Origin of the sequence: Streptomyces sp. NBC_00086, assembly GCF_026343255.1 — a bacterium.
Classification (GTDB): domain Bacteria; phylum Actinomycetota; class Actinomycetes; order Streptomycetales; family Streptomycetaceae; genus Streptomyces.
Map to the genome: position 1 here is coordinate 4,981,155 of NZ_JAPELZ010000001.1, position 19,779 is coordinate 5,000,933.

Genomic DNA, 19,779 nt, shown 5'->3' on the forward strand with positions numbered 1-19,779 from the left:
GGGGCCCGTGGATCCCTGGGCTCCCGCCCCTCCTGAGTGGGCGTCGGCCGCGTCTGTGCGTGTTGCCGTGTTCTGCATGGTTGCGCTTTCCCTCCCGTGGCCGCGGTGCTGACCGCTGTCGCGCACGCCCCCGTGCTGTGGGGACAGCCTGTCAAATGTCCCGTGGCATGTGGAAGCGGGGTCGAATATTCGTATCAATTCGGATCTTCCCGGCCGTCCCGCGGGGTCCCCGCGCACGCGCGGGTGAGGCCCTTGCCGGAGCACATAGGCTGTGGTGAACCAGCCAGATCCAGCAGGGGGCTACCGCCATGACGACAGGTCGGCTCGGGCATCAGGCCGCGCCACCCAACGCCGCTTATTCGGGGCAGGTCGTGCATTTCCCGGACCCCGTCCGGGCCGCGCGCCATCCCCACGGAGTCCGCATCGACGCGAACGGGCACCCCGACTTCGCGCTGTACGCCCGTGCGGCCGTCGAGATCGCCGAGCCCCCCGAGGGCTTCGGCGTGGACGAGCTGCGGCTGACGGACTGCGTGTCCGCGAACGCGGCCATGCGGGCGACCGGCCACGAACTGTGGGACACGGTCGGCCCGGTGTCGACCCCGCACGGCTGGACCTGGCACCACGTGTCCGGCACCCGCCGCATGGAGCTGGTCCCGGTCGAGGTGAAGTCGCTGCTGAGGCACCACGCCGGTCTGGCGACGGCGGCGGTGGACCACGGCAAGCGCGGGACGCGGGCCCTGCAGGAGGTGCGCCCGGTGCACCTGGGACTGCCCAAGACGGTGGTCTCGGTCTCCGAGCAGCAGGTCCAGGGCGTCGAGGAGGACCTCGGCTACCGGCTCCCGGAGGCGTACCGCTCCTTCCTGAAGGCGGCGGGCGGCTGCGCGCCGGTGGGCACCGGGCTCGACGTGGAGCTGGGACTGCTGGTGGACCAGCCGTTCTTCACGGTGCGCGAGGAGGCGGCGGTCAACGACCTCGTCTACGTCAACAAGTGCCTGCGGGACCACCTGACGAAGGACTACCTGTGCGTGGCCTTCGCGCAGGGCGGGCTGCTCGCGGTGAAGGTGCGCGGTGAGGGAGTCGGCTCGGTCTGGTTCTCCCCGTACGACGATGCGCGCGACCAGGACGGCTGGTCGGTCCAGGAACGCGTGGAGCGGTTGCTGCTGCCGTGCGGTGCGGATTTCGACGCCTTCCTGGAACGGCTGGCGGGCAATCCGCCGGAACTGGAAACGGTGGCCGGTCTGATGGTGGACGGCGGATTCGCGCGCTCGGTTCCCGTGACGGGTCAGGGTGAGGGAGCGGGGCCGGGAGCGGCTCCGGCAGGGCGTTCGGTTCCGGGTGCCGGTCCGGCAGCGGCACCGGTGGAAGGGTGACGGCGCGATGGTGACGTTTGCGCAGGCGCAGGAGCGCGCCGAGGAATGGATCAACGGGGACGTGCCCGGGTACCAGCACCGCGAGGTGCGCGTACGGGAGTTCGGACTCGGTTTCGTGGTGTGGGCGGAGGACCGCCCGGCGGGCCCGGTGTCCGGGGGCGGCCGGCAGCGGCTCGTCATCGCGCGGGACAGCGGGGAGGTGACGCTCTGGCCCGGCCTGCCGGTGGGTGAGGTGATCCGCCGCTACGAGGAGGAGTACGGGGCGTCGGCCGCGCAGGCCGAGGCTTCGGTGCCGGTGCCGCGCATCGACTCGGAACAGACCTCGTTCATGCTGAGCCCGCCGGAGTGGCTCCAGGAGGCGGCGGACCGGGCGGGGATCCCGGCGGCTCCGGCCGCTCCGGTGACGCCCGCCGCTCCGGTGACGCCGGTGGCTGCTTCGGCGCCGGCCGCTTCCGGCGCGGGCTCCTCGGAGCCGGTGCCGGAGCCGGTTCCGCTGCGGCGCGGGGGAGAGGTCCCCTACGAGCCGACCGCCAACGACGGGGTGCCCGCCGCCGTCCCGACCGGGGCCACGCCCTGGGCCGGCACCGACGTGAACCCCGGTGCGGACTCCGTGTCCGTGCCGCTGCCGGCGACGGTGTTCGCGCCGCCGCTGTCCGGCACGGACCTGGACGACGCCCAGGCGCCGTCGGGGCCGGGCCCGGAGGCGCGCACGACCCTGATGCCCCGGGGCAGTGAGCTGCCGAAGACCGCCGTGGTGCCGGCGCTGGACCCGGAGTCCTCCCGGTCGGGGCAGGGGCAGGGGCGGGGCTCCGGTTCCGGTTCCGGTTCCGGTCAGGCTTCCGGTTCCGGTTCCGGCGGAGACATCGCCGACGCGCCGACGAGCAAGGCCCGGGTCAACCGGTCCGGGGCCCCCGGGCCCGTGACCCCGCCGGGTCCGCCCGGTGCGCCGGGCGGGGGTGCGGAGTCGCCCTCGTACGCCGCCACGATGCTGGCGGGCCCCGGCGGGCCGCAGCAGCCCGCGCCGCCCGGCCCGCCCGGAGCTCCGGGGGCTCCCGGTGCACCCGGTGGCGGGCTGGACCATGCCGCGACGATGCTGGCGGGTCCGGCCGTGACCGGGCAGCCGCCCGCGCCTCCCGGTCCGCCGGGGTCTCCCGGGTCGTCCGGCGGGCGCGGAGACGCCTACGCCGCGACCATGCTGGCCGGTCCCGGCGTACCCCAGCCGCCCGGTCCCCCCGGGGTGCCTGGCGCCGGGCAGCCGCCCGCACCGCCCGGTCCTCCCGGCGTGCCCGGGGGCGGCGCGCACCACGCCGCCACGATGCTGGCCGGTCCCGGCGTACCGCAGCCGCCCGGTCCGCCGGGGGCTCCCGGCGCTCCCGGTGGCGGGCTGGACCATGCCGCGACGATGCTGGCGGGTCCGGCCGTGACCGGGCAGCCGCCCGCGCCGCCCGGCCCGCCCGGCCCCGCGCCGCAGTCGCCCGTACACGCGTCGCAGGCACCCGCGCCGCAGGCCTCCGCCCCCGGGGTCCCCACGGTCGGCCCCGGATACCAGGCCGTGCTGCGCTACCGCGCGCCCGACGGCTCCGAGCAGCAGCTCATCCGCCGCTCCGCGCCCGGCACCCCGCACCCGGAGTGGCAGATCCTGTACGAACTGCGGGCCATGAACGTGCCCCCGCAGCAGGTGCTGGAGCTGCACACCGAGCTGGCCTCGTGCGAGCTGCCCGGCGGCTACTGCGCGCGCATGATCCGGGAGACCTGGCCGCAGGTCCGGATCACCAGCGTGGCCCCGTACGGGACGGACCACGCGGGCCGCCAGCAGGGCATGCGGCACCTGCTGACCCACCAGGGCGAACTGCACCAGGTGGCGGACGGCCCGGCGCGCCCCGCGCCGGTGCGCGCACCGCTCCCGCAGGTGCCCTTGCAGCCGGCGATCCCGCTGGACGCGATCGCGCAGGAGCTGGCGGGGGCCTTCGGGCCGCAGGGCGTGTTCCGCTTCGAGCAGCGCGCGGTGTCCCGGCAGGGCGTGCCGGAGATCGTGGCGCAGACGCTGATGTGGTCGGGCCTGCCCGTCGACTTCGGGCCGTTCTTCTGGGCCCAGGCCGTACCGGGCGCCCCGCTGCCGACGCTGGCCGAGCTGGCGGCGCAGCGGCAGGTGCAGCCCGCCTCGGACGCGGGCTCGTACCTGGTGGTGGGCAGCGACTTCGGCAAGGCGCTGTGCGTGCAGTACGGCACCGCGCACATCGTCGCGGTGCCGGTGGAGAGCGGTCCGGGCGGGGCGCCGGTGCCCCCGCAGTTCGTCAACTCCTCGCTGCCGCAGTTCGTACGGTCCCTGGCGATGCTGGGTCACATGTGGCGGCTGCGCCAGCATCTGACGCCGGAGCAGGCGGGCCGCTGGACCGTCGATTTCCAGGCGAACCTGGCGGGGCTGGACAGTGCGGCGCTGGCGTCGCCGGAGAACTGGTGGTCGGTGCTGCTGGAGCAGATGTGGGACGGGCTCCTCTGACCGGTTCCTGCTGATCTCGCACGGATCCTCTGCGGATCCTCCGCGGATCCTCCGCCGATCCGGATGGCCGGGTCGTGACCCCCGAACGGGGTCTCGGCCCGGCCATTCGGGCTTCCGCGATCAAATGACGCATCCTTGGCAGGAACCCCGCGAGAGAGGCGCTTCCAGGATGAGTGCACCCTTTACGACCGTGCGTGGCCGTGGCTACCGGGCGGAAGAGGTGGACCGGTACCTCGCCCGGCTGTCGGGGAGCCGGGACGAGGCCTGGGAGCGGGTGGCCCGGCTGACCGTGCTGGCCAAGCAGATGGAGGCGGAGGCGGAGCGGCTGCGCGTGGAGGTCTCCGGACTGGCCCCGCAGACGTACGAGGAGCTCGGCGAGCGCGCCCGCCGGATCCTGCTGCTCGCCGAGGAGGAGTCCGAGACGCTACGGGGCGACGCGCGGGCGGACGCGCTGGCGGCGGCGGGCGCCGCCGAGGCGCACGCCGACCGGGTGGCGGAGCTGGCGCGCGGCGACGCGCAGGCGGTGCGGGACCAGACCGAGGTGCGGGCCCGGCAGGGGCTGCTGCGGGCGGGGCGCGAGGCGGACGACGCGCGGACGGCGGCGCGGGACGACGCGGCGGCGTGGCGGGCGGAGGCGCAGGCGGCGCTGGCGGACACGGCCCGCCGGGCGGACGCGCTGCTCGCGGAGCGCGAACAGGAGCACGCGGAGCGGTGGGACGCGGCGGAGCGGGAGTTGGCTGCGCGGGAGGCGGAACTGGCTGCGCGGGAGGCGGAGCTGGAGCGGTACGCGCAGTCGCGGCTGGCGGAGGCGAAGCGGACGTTCGCGCAGACCCAGGAGGCGGCCCGGCACGGGCAGGAGGACGCGGAGGCGAAGGCGGCGGAGCTGATCGCGGAGGCGCGGGTGCGGGAGGAGCGGGTCGGGCGGGAGACGGAGCGGATCCTGCGGGAGCACGGGGAGTCGCAGGACGAGATGCGGGCCCACATGAACCACGTCCGCTCCAGCCTGGCCGCCCTGACGGGCCGGGCTCCGGCGGAGGGTTGAGCCTGCGCGGCGCCGTTGCCGGTCCCCGGGCCCCTGCGCCTCAAGCGCCGGCGGGGCTGGGGGTGGGCCGGCTGCGGGTGGGGGTCGGTGCCGGGGGGGGGGTGGGGTGTCGGCCTGGACTGCATGATTTAGGCGCCCTCTCCTGAACTCCGACAGGGTTTGGGCTTGTGCCTGCGCCACAAATCACGCTCTACGTCCAGGCCGACACCCCACCCCGCCCCCGTCCCCGACCCGGGCCGCCCCTGCCGACCCCGGCCGGGCGATTGTTTCAGCCTGGCCGCCTTATCCAGACCGGGCCGCGCCAATTCAGCCGTCCGGCGTTTGAGGACCGGGGTCTGGGGCGGAGCCCCAGGGGTCCGGGCGCAGTCCGGTGCCCCGCTTGTAGCCCGTCCGGCGTTTGAGGACCGGGGCAGGGCCGGCCCTGGGAACGGTGGAAGGGCGGGTAGGGGAACTCGGCCCCGCGCACCGGCACGGGTCGCAGCGGGGAACTCCGCCCCGCGCACCGGCACGGGTCGAAGTGGGGAACTCCGCCCCGCGCAGCGGCACGGGTCATGGCCGGGGCTCCGGCCTGCGCAGCGGTACGGGTCACAGTGCGGGCTCCGGACCGTGCAGTGGCGGGGTGTGGGGGGCCGGGTCGCTGCGGAGGCCGTGGGTGGTGACCACCACCTCGAAGGCGGGCGGCGCCGTCGCGGGGAGGGGCGCGGTCAGGGTCCCGTCCGGGACGACCGTGGTCGGGAGGGCCGTGCCGTCGACCTCGACCCGCGGGTTGTCCCCGAAGCCGCCGCCCGAGACGGTGAGCAGACCCTCCGTCACGGAGACTCCGGTGATCACCGGGATGCCCCGCACCGCCACCTTGTTCAACAGGTACGCCCCGGCCGGCGCCCCGGTCAGCGCCCACATCTCCGCGGGCAGCTTCGGCAGCCCGCCGCCCACGTCCGCCAGGAAGAACGCCACCACGTACAGCATCGTGACCGCGCTCAGGGCCACGTACTGCAGGTCGACGAGGTCGGTCCGCCCGCCGTCGTTCGAGATCAGGTCGTGCACCGGGCGCCGCTCCGTGCCCTTCGGCGCCGGTTTGGCCATGGAGCCCCGCTCGACCCGCATGCCGACCACCGCCTTCGCCGCGATCAGGGCGGCGTAGGGGCCGCCGAGCAGCGGGAGGTAGACGGTCGTCAGGGTGGACAGGGGGCCCTCGGGGCCCTGGAACCAGTCGACGCCGCCGCCCGCGGTGAGCCCGTAGCCGAGGGTTGCCAGGAGGAGCCAGATCAGGATCACCGTCCAGGCCAGGGCGAGCGTGATCGAGGTGGAGAGGCGTCCGTCGCGGCCGGTGACGAAGCCGGGGCGGCGCATCAGGCGCAGGACGATCGGGGCCGCCAGGGCGGCGAGTAACGCGAGTGCGAAGAGTGCGGACGTCATGTGTGGCCCCCCGGGAGTGCGGTGTCTCCGAAGAGGGTTACCGTTTCGGCCCGGGCATGACAAGTTGCCCGCCCTCAGCCCTCCCGCTGCTCCGGCAGTACGGGGAACCGCCGCGGCGCCACCAGCAGCAGCACCAGCGCCGACGCGGCCGCCGCCAGGGTCGCGCCGAGGAAGATGTGGTCCCCGGCGGCGGCCACGGCCCGGCGCAGGTACTCGCCGGCTTCCGGGGAGAGGAGGCCGGGGTGGGTCAGGGCCCTGGACACGTCGTCCAGGGTCGCGGGGAGCCCGGGCACCGGGGCCTGTGCCAGCCGGTCGGCGATGGTGGCGTTGGCCACGGCCCCCAGCAGCGCCGCTCCGACGCTCTGCCCGACGTTGCGGCAGAACAGCACCGAGGCCGTCGTGGTTCCGCGCTCCTCCCAGCCCACCGTGGACTGGACCCCGACGATCAGCGGGAGCTGGAAGAGGCCGAGGGCCCCGCCCAGCAGCAGCATGATCAGTACGGGCTGCCAGACCGGGGCGGGGTAGGGGAGCAGGGTGAAGGAGCCGAGGATGAGGGCGGCCAGGGCGACCCCGGTGGCGGCGGTGTTGCGGAAGCCGATGCGCCGGTAGACGTGCTGGGCGAGGGCGGCGCTGATCGGCCAGCTCAGGGTCATCGCGGAGGTGACCAGGCCGGCGCCGGTGGGGCCGAGGCCGAGTACGGACTGGGCGTACGTCGGCATGAACAGCATCGGGGCGACCATCAGCAGGCCGAGCCCGGCCATGGCCAGGTTGACGGCGGCGATGGTGCGCCGGCGCCACACCCAGCCGGGCAGGATGGGCTGCTCGGCCCGGCGCTCGATCCAGACGACCAGCACGCCGAGTGCGACGGAGGCGGCGAACAGTCCCAGCGAGGGCGCCGACAGCCAGGGCCAGGCGACCCCGCCCTGGACCAGCGCGAAGAGGAGCAGCCCGCCGCAGGCGAAGACGGCGAGGGCTCCCGCCCAGTCGACGGGGCCGGTACGGCCGGGGGCCCGGGTGGGCTCGACCAGGTGGCGGCCGATGATCCACAGGGCGGCGGCGGCCAGCGGCAGGTTGATCAGGAAGATCCAGCGCCAGTCGGTGTACGTGGCGATCAGCCCGCCGAGCGCGGGGCCGGCCAGTGCCGAGGTGGCCCAGACCACGGACATCCGGGCCTGGATGCGCGGCCGGTCCTTGAGCGGGTAGAGGTCGGCGGCCAGGGTCTGGACGGTCCCCTGCAGGGCGCCGCCGCCGAGGCCCTGGAGGATCCGGAAGGCGATGAGGGCGGCCATGCTCCAGGCGGCCGCGCACAGCAGCGAGCCGAGCAGGAAGAGGCTGATGCCGAGGAGCAGGACGGGCTTGCGGCCGTAGGTGTCGGAGAGCTTGCCGTAGACGGGCAGGGTGACGGTTCCGGCCAGGATGTAGCCCGAGAAGATCCAGGAGAAGACGGCGAAGCCGCCGAGGTCGCCGACGATCTGGGGGACGGCGGTGGCGACGACGGCGCCGTCGAGGGCGACGAGCCCCATGGTCAGCATCAGGGCGGCGACGACGGCCGTACGGGGCCGGCCGGGCGGTGAGGCCGCCCGCGTACCCGTACCGGCGGCCGGGTCGTCCCCGGGTATGCCGCCGGCGCTGCCCTCGGTACTCGCGCCCGTGCTTTCCCCTGAGCCCATGCAAAACCCTTCTCCCCGCGCTTACCTGCGCGGACACCATCTCACTGCGGGATTACGGGGCGGTATCCCCTCAGGGCGCCTCGTCCCAACGAGCGAGATCCCCTAGGGGTTGGTCCTCATAAGGATCCAGGGACGGTTCGTCCCGGGGGAGGAGGAGGAAAGGCCCCGGGGCTCCTTAACTGGTTACTACAGGGCGGGAGTCCGGGGGGTAGGGCTAGCACCCCTATGGATACGGCGATTGGCACCAGCGCGCCGCGGTACCCCCGGCCAGCAGACTTCGGATGAAGCGCATCACTGCTTCGAGCCACGCATCGACACGAGGGGAAACACCGTGACAACGGCTATGACCGAAACCAGGCACGGGGGTACTGGAGGGCATGAGGCCGTCGCGGCGCGGGCGCGGAAGGTCGTCAAGGCCTACGGCTCCGGCGAGACGCGGGTCGTCGCCCTCGACGCGGTGGACGTGGACATCCGGCGCGGCCAGTTCACCGCGATCATGGGGCCCTCGGGCTCCGGCAAGTCCACGCTGATGCACTGCCTGGCCGGTCTGGACACGGTCACGAGCGGCCAGATCTTCCTGGACGACACCGAGATCACCGGTCTGAAGGACAAGAAGCTCACGCAGCTGCGCCGGGACCGGATCGGCTTCATCTTCCAGGCCTTCAACCTGCTGCCGACGCTCAACGCCCTGGAGAACATCACGCTCCCCATGGACATCGCCGGCCGCAAGGCCGACGCCCAGTGGCTGAACCGGGTCGTGGAGACCGTGGGTCTGGCGGGCCGCCTCAAGCACCGTCCGACCGAGCTCTCCGGCGGCCAGCAGCAGCGCGTGGCGGTCGCCCGCGCCCTGGCTTCCCGGCCCCAGATCATCTTCGGCGACGAGCCCACCGGAAACCTCGACTCCCGGGCCGGCGCGGAGGTCCTCGGATTCCTGCGCCGTTCGGTGAACGAGCTGGGCCAGACCATCGTCATGGTCACCCACGACCCGGTCGCCGCCTCCTACGCGGACCGCGTCATCTTCCTCGCGGACGGCCGGATCGTGGACGAGATGCACACGCCCACCGCCGACCAGGTCCTGGACCGCATGAAGGACTTCGACGCCCGTGGGCGGACGTCATGACCGTCATGAAGACCGCGCGGCGCAACTTCTTCGCGCACAAGGGGCGGATGGCGCTCTCCGCCGTGGCCGTCCTGCTCTCCGTCGCCTTCGTCTGCGGGACGCTGGTGTTCACGGACACCATGAACACCACCTTCGACAAGCTGTTCGCGGTCACCAACTCCAATGTCACGGTCACCCCGAAGGAGGCCGAGAACAGCGGGGAGACCCCCGACACCGGCAAGCCGCAGGCGCTGGCCGCCTCGGTCGTCGAGCAGGTCAAGAAGGCCGAGGGCGTGAAGTCCGTCGAGGGCGGCGTGTCCTCGATGGCGGTCACCGTCGTCAACTCCAAGAACGAGAACCTCGGCTCGACCACCGGAGCCCCGACCTTCGCGGGCAACTGGACCGAGAACGAACTGCGCTCGATGAAGATCATCGAGGGGCAGGCCCCGCGAGGCCCCACCGACGTGATGATCGACGCCGACACCGCGAAGAAGCACCACCTGGTGCTCGGTGACGACATCCGCACCATCGCCGTCACCGGCGACATCCGGTCCAAGATCACCGGTATCGCCGCCTTCACCGTGACCAACCCCGGCGCGACCGTCGTCTACTTCGACACCGCCACCTCGCAGCAGAAGCTGCTCGGCGCCCCGGACGCCTTCACGCACCTGAACGTCACCGCCAAGGACGGGGTGAGCGACGCCCAGCTCAAGCAGAACGTCGCTTCGGTCCTCGGCGCCGACACCTACACGCTGCAGACCGCCAAGGAAGCCGCGGACGCCAACCGCAAGAACATGGACTTCCTCGACATCATGAAGTGGGTGATGCTCGGCTTCGCCGCGATCGCCTTCCTCGTCGGAATCTTCCTGATCTTCAACACCTTCTCGATGCTGGTCGCCCAGCGCACCCGGGAGATCGGCCTGATGCGGGCCATCGGCGCCAACAGCGGCCAGGTCCTCAAGTCGGTGGTCATCGAGGCCTTCCTGCTCGGCGTGGTCGGTTCCCTCCTCGGCGTCGCCGCCGGAATCGGCCTGGCCATCGGCCTGATGGAGCTCATGAGCGGGCTCGGCATGAGCCTGTCCACCGAGGACCTGACCATCGCCTGGACCACCCCGGTCATCGGCATCGTCCTCGGCGTCGTCGTCACCGTCGTCTCCGCCTTCATACCGGCCCGCCGGGCCGGCAAGGTCTCCCCGATGGCCGCCCTGCGCGAGTCGGGCACCCCGGGCGACAAGAAGGCCGGCCGGATCCGCGCCGCCCTGGGCATCGGCCTCACCGGAATCGGCGCCGCGGCCCTGTACCTCGCGGGGACGGCCGACGCCGCCGGCACCGGAGCGCAGTGGCTCGGTCTGGGCGTGCTGTTCACCCTCATCGGCTTCATCGTGATCGGCCCGCTCCTCGCGAGCGTCGTGGTCCGGGCCCTGTCCGCTCCGGTGCTGCGGCCCTTCGGCTCCATAGGCCGCCTCGCCGAGCGCAACGCGCTGCGCAACCCGCGCCGCACCGGTGCCACCGCCGCCGCGCTGATGATCGGCCTCGCGCTGGTCGCCTGCCTGTCGGTGGTCGGCTCCTCGATGGTGGCCTCGGCCACCGACGAGCTCGACAAGTCGGTCGGGGCGGACTTCATCGTCCAGTCCCAGACCGGGCAGCCGGTCGTACCGCAGGCCGAGGAAGCACTGCGGGCGACGCAGGGCCTGGCGCACGTCACCGCCTACCGGGACGTCGATGCCAAGATCACCGCCCCCGACGGCACCACCGAGATGGACGGACTCGGGGTCCAGGACCCCACGTACGCCCAGGACGTGCGCCGCAAGACGATCGCCGGCGAGCACGCGGACGCGTACAAGCCGGGCTCGATGTCGGTGGGCTCCGAATACGCGACCAAGCACCGGGTCAAGCTCGGTGACGAGCTGACGGTCGCCTTCACCGGCGGCAAGACCGTCAAGCTCAAGGTCGCGGCGATCACCAGCGACGAGGGCAACCTCGACAAGGGCATGAAGTACGTCAGCACGGCAGTCGCCGAGGCGAACCTGCCGGCCGACAAGCTGCCCCGGCCGTTCATGGTGCTGGCCACCGCGAAGGACGGCCAGGACGACGCCGCCTACGCGGCGGTCAAGTCGGCGCTGGCCGAGTACCCGCAGTACCAGGTGCTCAACCAGACGGACTACAAGCAGGCGCTCAAGGACCAGGTCGGCCAGCTGCTGAACGTGGTCTACGCCCTCCTCGCCCTCGCGATCATCGTCGCGGTCCTGGGCGTGGTGAACACCCTGGCCCTCTCGGTGGTCGAGCGGACCCGCGAGATCGGCCTGATGCGCGCCATCGGCCTCTCCCGCCGCCAGCTGCGCCGCATGATCCGCCTGGAGTCGGTGGTCATCGCCCTCTTCGGCGCCCTGCTCGGCCTCGGCCTGGGCATGGGCTGGGGCGCCACCGCCCACCAGCTCCTCGCACTGCAGGGCATGAAGATCCTCGAGATCCCGTGGCCCACCATCCTCGGCGTGTTCGCCGGCTCCGCCCTGGTCGGCCTGCTGGCCGCACTGGTCCCCGCCTTCCGGGCGGGCCGGATGAACGTCCTGAACGCGATCGCCAGCGAGTAATCGCGGGCCGGTCGTACGGGGGAGCCCCGGCCCCGCCTCACCCGTTCGGGTGGGGCGGGGCCGCGGTCGTCGGGGGGAGGACCGGGTGTCCCGCCGCCATCACCGCCGGCCGTCCGAATCCCACGCGCGGCTGTCGGACCCGCGTCGTAGGGTGGGAACCCCCGGCCCGTTCGACGTGTCGGGTCCTTCGCGTTGCCGCCCCGCGGGAACTCGCCGCACCTCACCGGACGGAAAGCCGCCTTCATGAGCCTGCACGGACTGCTCGACGCCGTCACCCGGGACCCCGCACTCGCAGAGGCGCTCACCGCGGCCGGGGACGGCAACCGCATGCACGTGGACCTCGTCGGCCCGGCCGCCGCGCGGCCCTTCGCCATCGCCGCGCTGGCCGCCCGCACCGGGCGCACCGTGCTCGCCGTCACCGCCACCGGGCGGGAGGCGGAGGACCTGGCCGCCGCACTGCGCTCGATGCTCAACCCCGACGAGGTCGCGGAGTACCCGTCCTGGGAGACGCTCCCGCACGAACGCCTGAGCCCGCGCAGCGACACCGTCGGCCGCCGCATCGCCGTACTGCGCCGCCTCGCGCACCCGAGCAAGGACGACCCCGCCGCGGGCCCGGTCTCCGTGGTCGTCGCACCGATCCGGTCCGTGCTCCAGCCGCAGGTCAAGGGGCTCGGAGACCTGGTCCCGGTGAGCCTGCGCCAGGGCGAGAGCGTGGACCTCGGCGCGGTGACGCAGGCACTGGCCGCCGCCGCGTACTCCCGTGTGGAGCTCGTCGAGAAGCGCGGCGAGTTCGCGGTCCGCGGCGGCATCCTCGACGTGTTCCCGCCCACCGAGGAGCACCCGCTGCGCGTGGAGTTCTGGGGCGACGAGGTCGAGGAGATCCGTTACTTCAAGGTCGCCGACCAGCGCTCCCTGGAGATCGCCGAGCACGGCCTGTGGGCCCCGCCCTGCCGGGAGCTGCTCCTCACGGACCAGGTGCGCGAGCGCGCCGCGGCCCTCGCCGAGCTCCACCCCGAGCTCGGGGAGCTGCTGCACAAGATCGCCGAGGGGATCGCCGTCGAGGGCATGGAGTCCCTGGCCCCCGTCCTGGTCGACGACATGGAGCTGCTGATCGACGTACTGCCGGCCGGTTCGATGGCCGTCGTGTGCGACCCGGAGCGGGTGCGGACGCGGGCCTCCGACCTGGTGGCGACCTCGCAGGAGTTCCTGATGGCCTCCTGGGCCGCCACCGCCGGCGGTGGCGAGGCCCCCATCGACGTGGGCGCGGCCTCGCTCCGCGGGATCGCCGACGTACGAGAGCACGCGCGCGAGCTCGGCATGATGTGGTGGTCGGTGTCCCCGTTCGCCGCCGACGAGGACGCAGCGATCGGCCGCGACACCCTCTCCCTCGGCATGCACGCCCCCGAGGCCTACCGCGGCGACACCGCCCGCGCGCTCGCCGACACCAAGGCCTGGCTCGCCGACGGCTGGCGCACCGTCTTCCTCACCGAGGGCCACGGCCCGGCCGCCCGTACCGTCGAGGTGCTCGGCGGCGAGGGCATCGCGGCCCGCCTGGAGGCGGACGTCACCGTCCTGGAGCCCTCGCTGGTCCACGTCTCGTGCGGCTCCCTCGACAACGGCTTCGTCGACCCGGTCCTCAAGCTCGCCGTCCTCACCGAGACCGACCTGACCGGCCAGCGCACCGCCACCAAGGACCTCGGCCGGATGCCGACCCGGCGCCGCAAGACGATCGACCCCCTGACCCTGGAGGTCGGCGACTACATCGTCCACGAGCAGCACGGCGTCGGCCGCTACATCGAGATGGTGCAGCGCACCGTGCAGGGCGCCACCCGCGAGTACCTGCTCGTCGAGTACGCGCCGGCCAAGCGCGGCCAGCCCGGCGACCGCCTCTACATCCCCACCGACCAGCTGGAGCAGGTCACCAAGTACGTCGGCGGCGAGGCCCCGACCCTGCACCGGCTCGGCGGCGCCGACTGGACCAAGACCAAGGCGCGCGCCAAGAAGGCGGTCAAGGAGATCGCCGCCGACCTGATCAAGCTCTACAGCGCCCGCATGGCGGCCCCCGGCCACACCTTCGGCCCCGACACCCCCTGGCAGCGCGAGCTGGAGGACGCCTTCCCGTACGCGGAGACCCCCGACCAGCTCACCACCATCGCCGAGGTCAAGGAGGACATGGAGAAGTCGGTCCCCATGGACCGCCTGATCTGTGGCGACGTCGGCTACGGAAAGACCGAGATCGCGGTGCGCGCCGCCTTCAAGGCCGTCCAGGACGGCAAGCAGGTCGCCGTCCTCGTCCCGACCACGCTGCTGGTGCAGCAGCACTTCGGCACCTTCTCCGAGCGGTACGCGCAGTTCCCCGTCAAGGTGAAGGCGCTGTCCCGCTTCCAGAGCGACACCGAGTCCAAGGCGACGCTGGAGGGCCTGCGCGAGGGCTCCGTCGACATCGTCATCGGCACGCACCGGCTGTTCTCGCAGGAGACCAAGTTCAAGGACCTGGGCCTGGTCATCGTCGACGAGGAGCAGCGGTTCGGCGTCGAGCACAAGGAGCAGCTCAAGAAGCTGCGCGCCAACGTCGACGTGCTGACGATGTCCGCGACCCCCATCCCGCGCACCCTGGAGATGGCGGTGACCGGCATCCGCGAGATGTCCACGATCACCACCCCGCCCGAGGAGCGCCACCCGGTCCTGACCTTCGTCGGCCCTTACGAGGAGAAGCAGATCGGCGCCGCGATCCGCCGCGAGCTGCTCCGCGAGGGCCAGTGCTTCTACATCCACAACCGGGTCGAGTCCATCGACCGGGCGGCCGCCAAGCTCCGCGAGATCGTGCCCGAGGCGCGCATCGCGACGGCGCACGGCCAGATGTCCGAACAGGCCCTGGAGCAGGTCGTGGTGGACTTCTGGGAGAAGAAGTTCGACGTCCTGGTCTCCACGACGATCGTCGAGTCCGGCATCGACATCTCCAACGCCAACACCCTCATCGTCGAGCGCGGCGACAACTTCGGCCTCTCCCAGCTCCACCAGCTGCGCGGCCGCGTGGGCCGTGGCCGCGAGCGCGGGTACGCGTACTTCCTGTACCCGCCGGAGAAGCCGCTGACCGAGACCGCGCACGAGCGGCTCGCGACGATCGCCCAGCACACCGAGATGGGCGCGGGCATGTACGTGGCGATGAAGGACCTGGAGATCCGCGGCGCGGGCAACCTGCTCGGCGGCGAGCAGTCCGGGCACATCGCGGGCGTCGGCTTCGACCTCTACATCCGGATGGTCGGCGAGGCCGTGGCCGACTACCGCTCGGCCGTGGACGGCGGAGTCGAGGAGGAGCCGCCGCTGGAGGTCAAGATCGAGCTGCCGGTCGACGCGCACGTCCCGCACGACTACGCGCCGGGCGAGCGGCTGCGCCTCCAGGCGTACCGGTCCATCGCGGCGGCCAACTCCGAGGAGGACGTCAAGGCGGTCCGCGAGGAACTCACCGACCGCTACGGCAAGCTGCCGGAGCCGGTGGAGAACCTGCTGCTGGTGGCCGGACTGCGGATGCTCTCCCGCGCCTGCGGGGTCGGAGACATCACCCTCCAGGGCCCCAACATCCGCTTCGGGCCGGTGGAGCTGCGCGAATCGCAGGAGCTGCGGCTGAAGCGGCTCTACCCGGGTTCGGTGATCAAGCCGGCCGCCTCGCAGGTGCTGGTGCCGCGGCCCAAGACGGCCCGGGTGGGCGGGAAGCCGCTGGTCGGGCGGGAACTGCTGGGCTGGACCGGGGAGTTCCTCGCCACGATCCTCGGCTCGTAAGCGCGGTCCGTACGGGCAGCTCTTGAGGCACGGCGCGCGCGGGCACGGCGACGGCCGCGACGGGGACCTTCCGGTCCCGGGTCGCGGCCGTTCACGTTTTCGCGGGGGTTACTTGTTCGGGTCGTCGTCGATGCCGAGCTTCTCTTCCATCTGCTGTTGGGCCTTGTCGACTTGGTCGGCGTACTTGTTGCCGGTCTTCTCGTTGACCTCTTGTTCGAGGTTGTCCGAGATGTCCTTGCCCTTGTCCTTGAACCTGTCGAAAATCCCCATGCTCGGGCTCCTTCCGTAATCCCTTTTGCGACGTTACGCCGCTTTTGGGCCATTCGCTCGCCGGGAGGCGGTCGAGGATCGGTGCCCGGAGAGCAGGAAGGACGGGCAGGTCGGCGGGGTGGCTCAGCCCAGCTTGTCCGCGTCTATGACGTCCTTGCCGGTCGGGGCGTCGGCCTGGACCGGCTTGTTGATGCCGCTGAAGGTGAGCTCCGAGGGCTCCTTGCCGCCCGTGGTCGCCTTGAGCAGGTACGGCTCGCCCTGGGTGGCGACCAGCAGGGTCTCGGTGCCGTCGGTGGTCTCCGTGGTCAGCGTGAGGGCCTCCTGTCCGTCGACCGTGGTGACCTTGCCCTTCTCCGCGCCCTGGCTGTCGTCGAACTCCTTGAGCAGCTCGTCCTGGTCGCACAAGGCGGACAGTTCCTTCATGTCCGGGTCCGAGGCCTTCGACTTCAGCCAGTGGCCCGCCAGCTGCTTGACCGCCTCGTCCGCCTGCTCCTTGGGCAGGTCCTTCATCTGGGCGCGATAGAAGGGCTCGTCGGCCTTGATGAACACGGAGTCGGTGTTGCGGATCAGCTCGAAGGAGCCGTCCGCGTTGGACATCGTGCCCCTGCAGTCGCCGGTCTTGCTGACCGCCATGTTCAGCTGCATGGGCTTGCCGTCGTCCCAGACTCTCCCGCTCACCGTGAGCGAGGACGCGCCGCGCAGGGCGGTCACGGACTTGTCGGCGACCTGCGAGCCGGACAGCTCGGGGAACGGTCCCGACGGGCCGGACGTGAGGCCGAGGCATCCGGTGAGCCCGAGGGCGGCGGCACAGGTGAGGGCGGCGGTGGCGGTCAGGCGGTGAACGGTGCGCATGGGGGACTCTCTGCTGCGGGGGAGGGAAAGGGGACTGCGGGGGAGGGAAGGGGACTGCGGGGGAGGGGGGACTGCGGGGGGAACGGTAGCCGGGGCCGGGAGGGCAACCGGAGCCGGGTGCTCCGCAAGCGGGGTGGACCGGGAAGGTCAGCCGGACTTCTTCCAGTCCTGGCAGTCGACGGTCGCGAAGAAGCCGTCCCCGGCGGCGATCGTCACGACGGCCTGGCCCTCGGGGTTCTCGTTGGCGATGATCGTGTCGATGCTGCCCGACGCGTCCTTGGTGCGCTCCCAGTAGCAGCCGCTGCCGTCTTCGGTGGAGCCGGCGGACTTGTAGGTGCCCGGGGCGATGTCGACGCCGATCTTGAGCATGCCGGCCTTGCCGGAGATCTCGGCCTTCGGGGTGCCGGTGGCCTTCGGGTCCACGAGCTCCCAGCCCTTGCAGCCCTCGGTCTTGAAGATCTTGTCGGTGGCGGCGATGGCCACGTACGAGAGGCCCACGACGTTGGAGTTGTCGAGGATGGAATCCGCCTCGCCCTTGGAGTCCTTGGCGCGCTCCCAGTAGCAGTTGTCGTCGGCCTTGTTGCCGGCCGAGCGGTAGAGGCCGGGCTGGACGTCGGAGCCGACCTGGAACGTGCCGGAGCCCTTGATGGCCGCCTTCGACTTGCCCGTGTCGGCGGCGGGGGCGCTGCTGCTCGCCTTCGGCGGCTTCGAAGCGGCCGTGCCGGCGCCCTTGTCGGCGGTGGTCTCGGCGCCGCCGCACGCGGTGAGCGTCACCAGGGCGATGGCCGCGCCGCAGCCCGTCAGGATCTTGGTGCGGGAGGTGCGGGCGATCCAACTGGTGCGCGTGGTGTGGGACATGTGTAACTCCTGCCTGATCGGACTGCCTGTTCGGTGCGATCATCACAGCAGAGCCTGTGAACCGAGTCAACAAGTTTCTGAGAGATTGTTAAATTCACACTGTGAATGGGTCTCTCCTCTTTGCAGCTGTATGCTCGCGCACATGCCGGAGCAGAAGCCCCCCACCGAGGCCCCAGCCGCCCCGTCCACCCCGTCCCCCCCTGAAGCCGCCGCCGAAGTCACCACCCCCGAAGTCACCGCCGCCGAGATCGCCCGCCTCGCGGGAGTCGGCCGCGCCGCCGTGAGCAACTGGCGCCGCCGGCATGCCGACTTCCCCCGCCCCGTCGGCGGCACCGAGACCAGCCCCTCCTTCGCACTGGCGGAGGTCACCGACTGGCTCCGGGCCCAGGGCAAGCTCGCCGAAGTCCCGCTGCGCGAACGCGTCTGGCAGTACGTCGCCTCCCACCCCGGCGGCTCCGTGGCCGCGCTCGTCAAAGCCGGGAGCGCGCTGCTGCTCGTACGGGACCGGCCCATGGAGTGGCTGGAGGTCTCGGCCGTCTCCGACGCGCGGATGGCCACCCTGCTGGCGCCCGCCGTCGACCGGGTGCTCGCCCTGCGGTTCGGGCCCGGGCACCCGCTCGGAGCCACCGGACCCCTGCGGCCCGCCGCGATGCCCTTCCTGCGGGCCGCCGCCGAGCTCGCAGCCGAACTCGGCACCAAAGGGGCCTTCGAGTTCCTGCTCGGCCGCCATCTCGAAGCCAACCCCCGGCAGTACACGCTCACTCCGGACGGGCTCGCCACCCTCATGGCCACCCTCGCCGGACCCTCCGTCCGGACCGTCCTGGACCCCGCCTGCGGCACCGGCACCCTGCTGCGTGCCGTCCCCGAGGCCACCGCCCGCCACGCGCAGGACAGTTCGCCCGAGCTCGCCTCCCTCGCCGCCCTGCGCCTCGCCCTGCAGTCGGACGCACCGGTCCGCGCGGCGGCCGCCGACAGCCTGCGCGCCGACGCCTTCGCGCCCCCCGCCGCCGAACCGGTCGACGCCGTGCTCTGCCACCCGCCGTTCAACGAACGCAACTGGGGCCACGAGGAACTGGCCTACGACCCGCGCTGGGAGTACGGACTGCCGCCCCGCGCCGAATCCGAACTCGCCTGGGTCCAGCACGCCCTGGCCCACCTGCGCGAGGGCGGTACCGCCGTCCTGCTGATGCCGCCCGCCGCCGCCGCCCGCCGCTCCGGCCGCCGCATCCGGGCCGACCTGCTGCGCCGGGGCGCCCTGCGGGCCGTCGTCGCCCTCCCGGCCGGCGCCGCGCCCCCGTACGGGATCCCGCTGCACCTGTGGGTGCTGCGCAGGCCCGCCCCGTACGCGGCGCCCCCCGCCGGGCTGCTCCTCGTGGACACCGCCGCACTCGCCGACGGGCCCGGAACGGGTCCCGGGCGGGCCGGCTGGGCCGCCGTGCACGGCGCGGTGGAGGAGGCCTGGACGGCGTACGAGCGCGGCGGCCCGGCCCCCGACGTCCCGGGCGTGCGCCGCGTGGTGCCCGTCGTGGACCTGCTCGACGACGATGTGGACCTGACCCCGGCCCGCCACCTGCCGCCGCCCGCCGCCGGCGGCGGCGTGGCCGAGCTGACCGCCGTACGGGACCGCCTGGACTCGACGCTGACCCGCGCGGCCCGGCTCACCCCGCCGGCCCCGCCCGCCGCCTCCCCGGACCGGACCGCCGCGGCGCCCGCCCGGCTGCCGATGACCACCGTCGGCGAACTCGCCCGCGCCGGAGCCCTGCTCCTGTACACGGGCAACGGCAGCGGCGCGGGCCGGGCCCCCGTCCTGACCGAGCACGACGTGAGCGCCGGGACCGGACCCTCCGGCACCCTGGCCGACGCCACGGAGACGCCGCTGCTCACCGCGCCCGGCGACGTCGTCGTCCCGCTCACCGGAGGCGCGGGCGTGGCCCGCGTCGTCGACGCGGCCACCGCCGGGGCGGCGCTCGGCCGGGGCCTGCAGCTGCTGCGGCCCGACCCGGCCGCGCTGGACCCCTGGTTCCTGGCCGGCTTCCTGCGCGCCACCGCCAACAACCGCCGCGCCAGCAGCCACGCCTCCACCACGACCCGGCTCGACGTGCGCCGCCTCGAACTGCCCCGGCTGCCACGGACCGAGCAGGAGGTCTACGGGGCGCGGTTCCGGGCGCTCGCCGAGTTCGAGGACGCCCTGAGGCTGGCCGCCCGGCTCGGGGAGCAGCTCGTACAGGGGCTGTACGACGGGCTGTCGGACGGTACGGTCCGGCCGGAATGAGCGCGCGGGCTCAGGGCGTGTCCCCGGATCGGGCCGGGCCCGCGGTGTCCGCCGCCGCG

The 19,779-nt window shown here is 72.9% G+C and carries 12 protein-coding genes; 7 read left to right on the top strand and 5 right to left on the bottom strand.

Going from position 1 to position 19,779, the window contains the following annotated elements:
- Nucleotides 1–308 precede the first annotated feature (308 nt).
- From OG276_RS22495 to OG276_RS22505, 3 genes are all read left to right on the top strand, one after another.
- Nucleotides 309–1,370, top strand: a complete 1,062-nt coding sequence (locus tag OG276_RS22495; RefSeq protein ID WP_266908113.1) for an SMI1/KNR4 family protein — start codon at nucleotides 309–311, stop codon at nucleotides 1,368–1,370.
- A 7-nt stretch (nucleotides 1,371–1,377) separates the two neighbouring features.
- Nucleotides 1,378–3,870: an SUKH-4 family immunity protein gene (locus OG276_RS22500; protein ID WP_266908115.1), complete on the top strand. Its 2,493-nt coding sequence runs from the start codon at nucleotides 1,378–1,380 to the stop codon at nucleotides 3,868–3,870.
- Between the two features lie 169 nt (nucleotides 3,871–4,039).
- A complete protein-coding gene (locus tag OG276_RS22505; RefSeq protein WP_266908117.1) occupies nucleotides 4,040–4,912 on the top strand; it encodes a DivIVA domain-containing protein in 873 nt (290 codons plus the stop codon).
- A 585-nt stretch (nucleotides 4,913–5,497) separates the two neighbouring features.
- On the opposite strand, the gene OG276_RS22510 is transcribed toward OG276_RS22505, so the two are convergent.
- Nucleotides 5,498–6,328, bottom strand: coding sequence for an IPT/TIG domain-containing protein (locus OG276_RS22510; protein ID WP_266908119.1), 831 nt, complete (start codon nucleotides 6,326–6,328; stop codon nucleotides 5,498–5,500).
- 74 nt (nucleotides 6,329–6,402) lie between these two features.
- Nucleotides 6,403–7,998: an MFS transporter gene (locus tag OG276_RS22515; protein WP_266908121.1), complete on the bottom strand. Its 1,596-nt coding sequence runs from the start codon at nucleotides 7,996–7,998 to the stop codon at nucleotides 6,403–6,405.
- A gap of 331 nt (nucleotides 7,999–8,329) precedes the next feature.
- Here OG276_RS22515 and OG276_RS22520 point away from each other — a divergent pair, with 331 nt between their 5' ends.
- From OG276_RS22520 to mfd, 3 genes are all read left to right on the top strand, one after another.
- Complete coding sequence (locus tag OG276_RS22520; protein ID WP_266908123.1) at nucleotides 8,330–9,118, top strand: ABC transporter ATP-binding protein; 789 nt, start codon at nucleotides 8,330–8,332, stop codon at nucleotides 9,116–9,118.
- Nucleotides 9,115–11,688 (top strand): ABC transporter permease, encoded by a 2,574-nt coding sequence (locus tag OG276_RS22525; protein WP_266908124.1) that lies wholly within the window; start codon nucleotides 9,115–9,117, stop codon nucleotides 11,686–11,688. Before OG276_RS22520 ends, OG276_RS22525 begins: the two co-directional genes overlap by 4 nt.
- 243 nt (nucleotides 11,689–11,931) lie before the next feature.
- A complete protein-coding gene (mfd, locus tag OG276_RS22530; RefSeq protein ID WP_266908126.1) occupies nucleotides 11,932–15,468 on the top strand; it encodes a transcription-repair coupling factor in 3,537 nt (1,178 codons plus the stop codon).
- Nucleotides 15,469–15,576: 108 nt separating this feature from the next.
- Here the strand turns inward: mfd and OG276_RS22535 are convergent, their stop codons facing one another.
- The 3 genes from OG276_RS22535 to OG276_RS22545 all read right to left on the bottom strand — a co-directional run bounded on the left by OG276_RS22535 (nucleotide 15,577) and on the right by OG276_RS22545 (nucleotide 17,448).
- Nucleotides 15,577–15,738, bottom strand: a complete 162-nt coding sequence (locus OG276_RS22535; RefSeq protein ID WP_250737350.1) for an Rv0909 family putative TA system antitoxin — start codon at nucleotides 15,736–15,738, stop codon at nucleotides 15,577–15,579.
- A gap of 123 nt (nucleotides 15,739–15,861) precedes the next feature.
- A complete protein-coding gene (locus OG276_RS22540) occupies nucleotides 15,862–16,590 on the bottom strand; it encodes a hypothetical protein (protein ID WP_266908130.1) in 729 nt (242 codons plus the stop codon).
- A gap of 147 nt (nucleotides 16,591–16,737) precedes the next feature.
- A complete protein-coding gene (locus OG276_RS22545) occupies nucleotides 16,738–17,448 on the bottom strand; it encodes a hypothetical protein (protein ID WP_266908132.1) in 711 nt (236 codons plus the stop codon).
- A gap of 142 nt (nucleotides 17,449–17,590) precedes the next feature.
- Here OG276_RS22545 and OG276_RS22550 point away from each other — a divergent pair, with 142 nt between their 5' ends.
- Nucleotides 17,591–19,720 (top strand): N-6 DNA methylase, encoded by a 2,130-nt coding sequence (locus tag OG276_RS22550; protein ID WP_266908134.1) that lies wholly within the window; start codon nucleotides 17,591–17,593, stop codon nucleotides 19,718–19,720.
- Nucleotides 19,721–19,779 lie beyond the last annotated feature (59 nt).

Bases quoted from the DNA above. Each gene is read 5' to 3' on its own strand.
- OG276_RS22495 (WP_266908113.1), top strand. From the start codon at position 309: ATGACGACAGGTCGGCTCGGGCATCAGGCCGCGCCACCCAACGCCGCT.
- OG276_RS22500 (WP_266908115.1), top strand. From the start codon at position 1,378: ATGGTGACGTTTGCGCAGGCGCAGGAGCGCGCCGAGGAATGGATCAAC.
- OG276_RS22505 (WP_266908117.1), top strand. From the start codon at position 4,040: ATGAGTGCACCCTTTACGACCGTGCGTGGCCGTGGCTACCGGGCGGAA.
- OG276_RS22510 (WP_266908119.1), bottom strand. From the start codon at position 6,328: ATGACGTCCGCACTCTTCGCACTCGCGTTACTCGCCGCCCTGGCGGCC.
- OG276_RS22515 (WP_266908121.1), bottom strand. From the start codon at position 7,998: ATGGGCTCAGGGGAAAGCACGGGCGCGAGTACCGAGGGCAGCGCCGGC.
- OG276_RS22525 (WP_266908124.1), top strand. From the start codon at position 9,115: ATGACCGTCATGAAGACCGCGCGGCGCAACTTCTTCGCGCACAAGGGG.
- mfd (WP_266908126.1), top strand. From the start codon at position 11,932: ATGAGCCTGCACGGACTGCTCGACGCCGTCACCCGGGACCCCGCACTC.
- OG276_RS22535 (WP_250737350.1), bottom strand. From the start codon at position 15,738: ATGGGGATTTTCGACAGGTTCAAGGACAAGGGCAAGGACATCTCGGAC.
- OG276_RS22540 (WP_266908130.1), bottom strand. From the start codon at position 16,590: ATGCGCACCGTTCACCGCCTGACCGCCACCGCCGCCCTCACCTGTGCC.
- OG276_RS22545 (WP_266908132.1), bottom strand. From the start codon at position 17,448: ATGTCCCACACCACGCGCACCAGTTGGATCGCCCGCACCTCCCGCACC.
- OG276_RS22550 (WP_266908134.1), top strand. From the start codon at position 17,591: ATGCCGGAGCAGAAGCCCCCCACCGAGGCCCCAGCCGCCCCGTCCACC.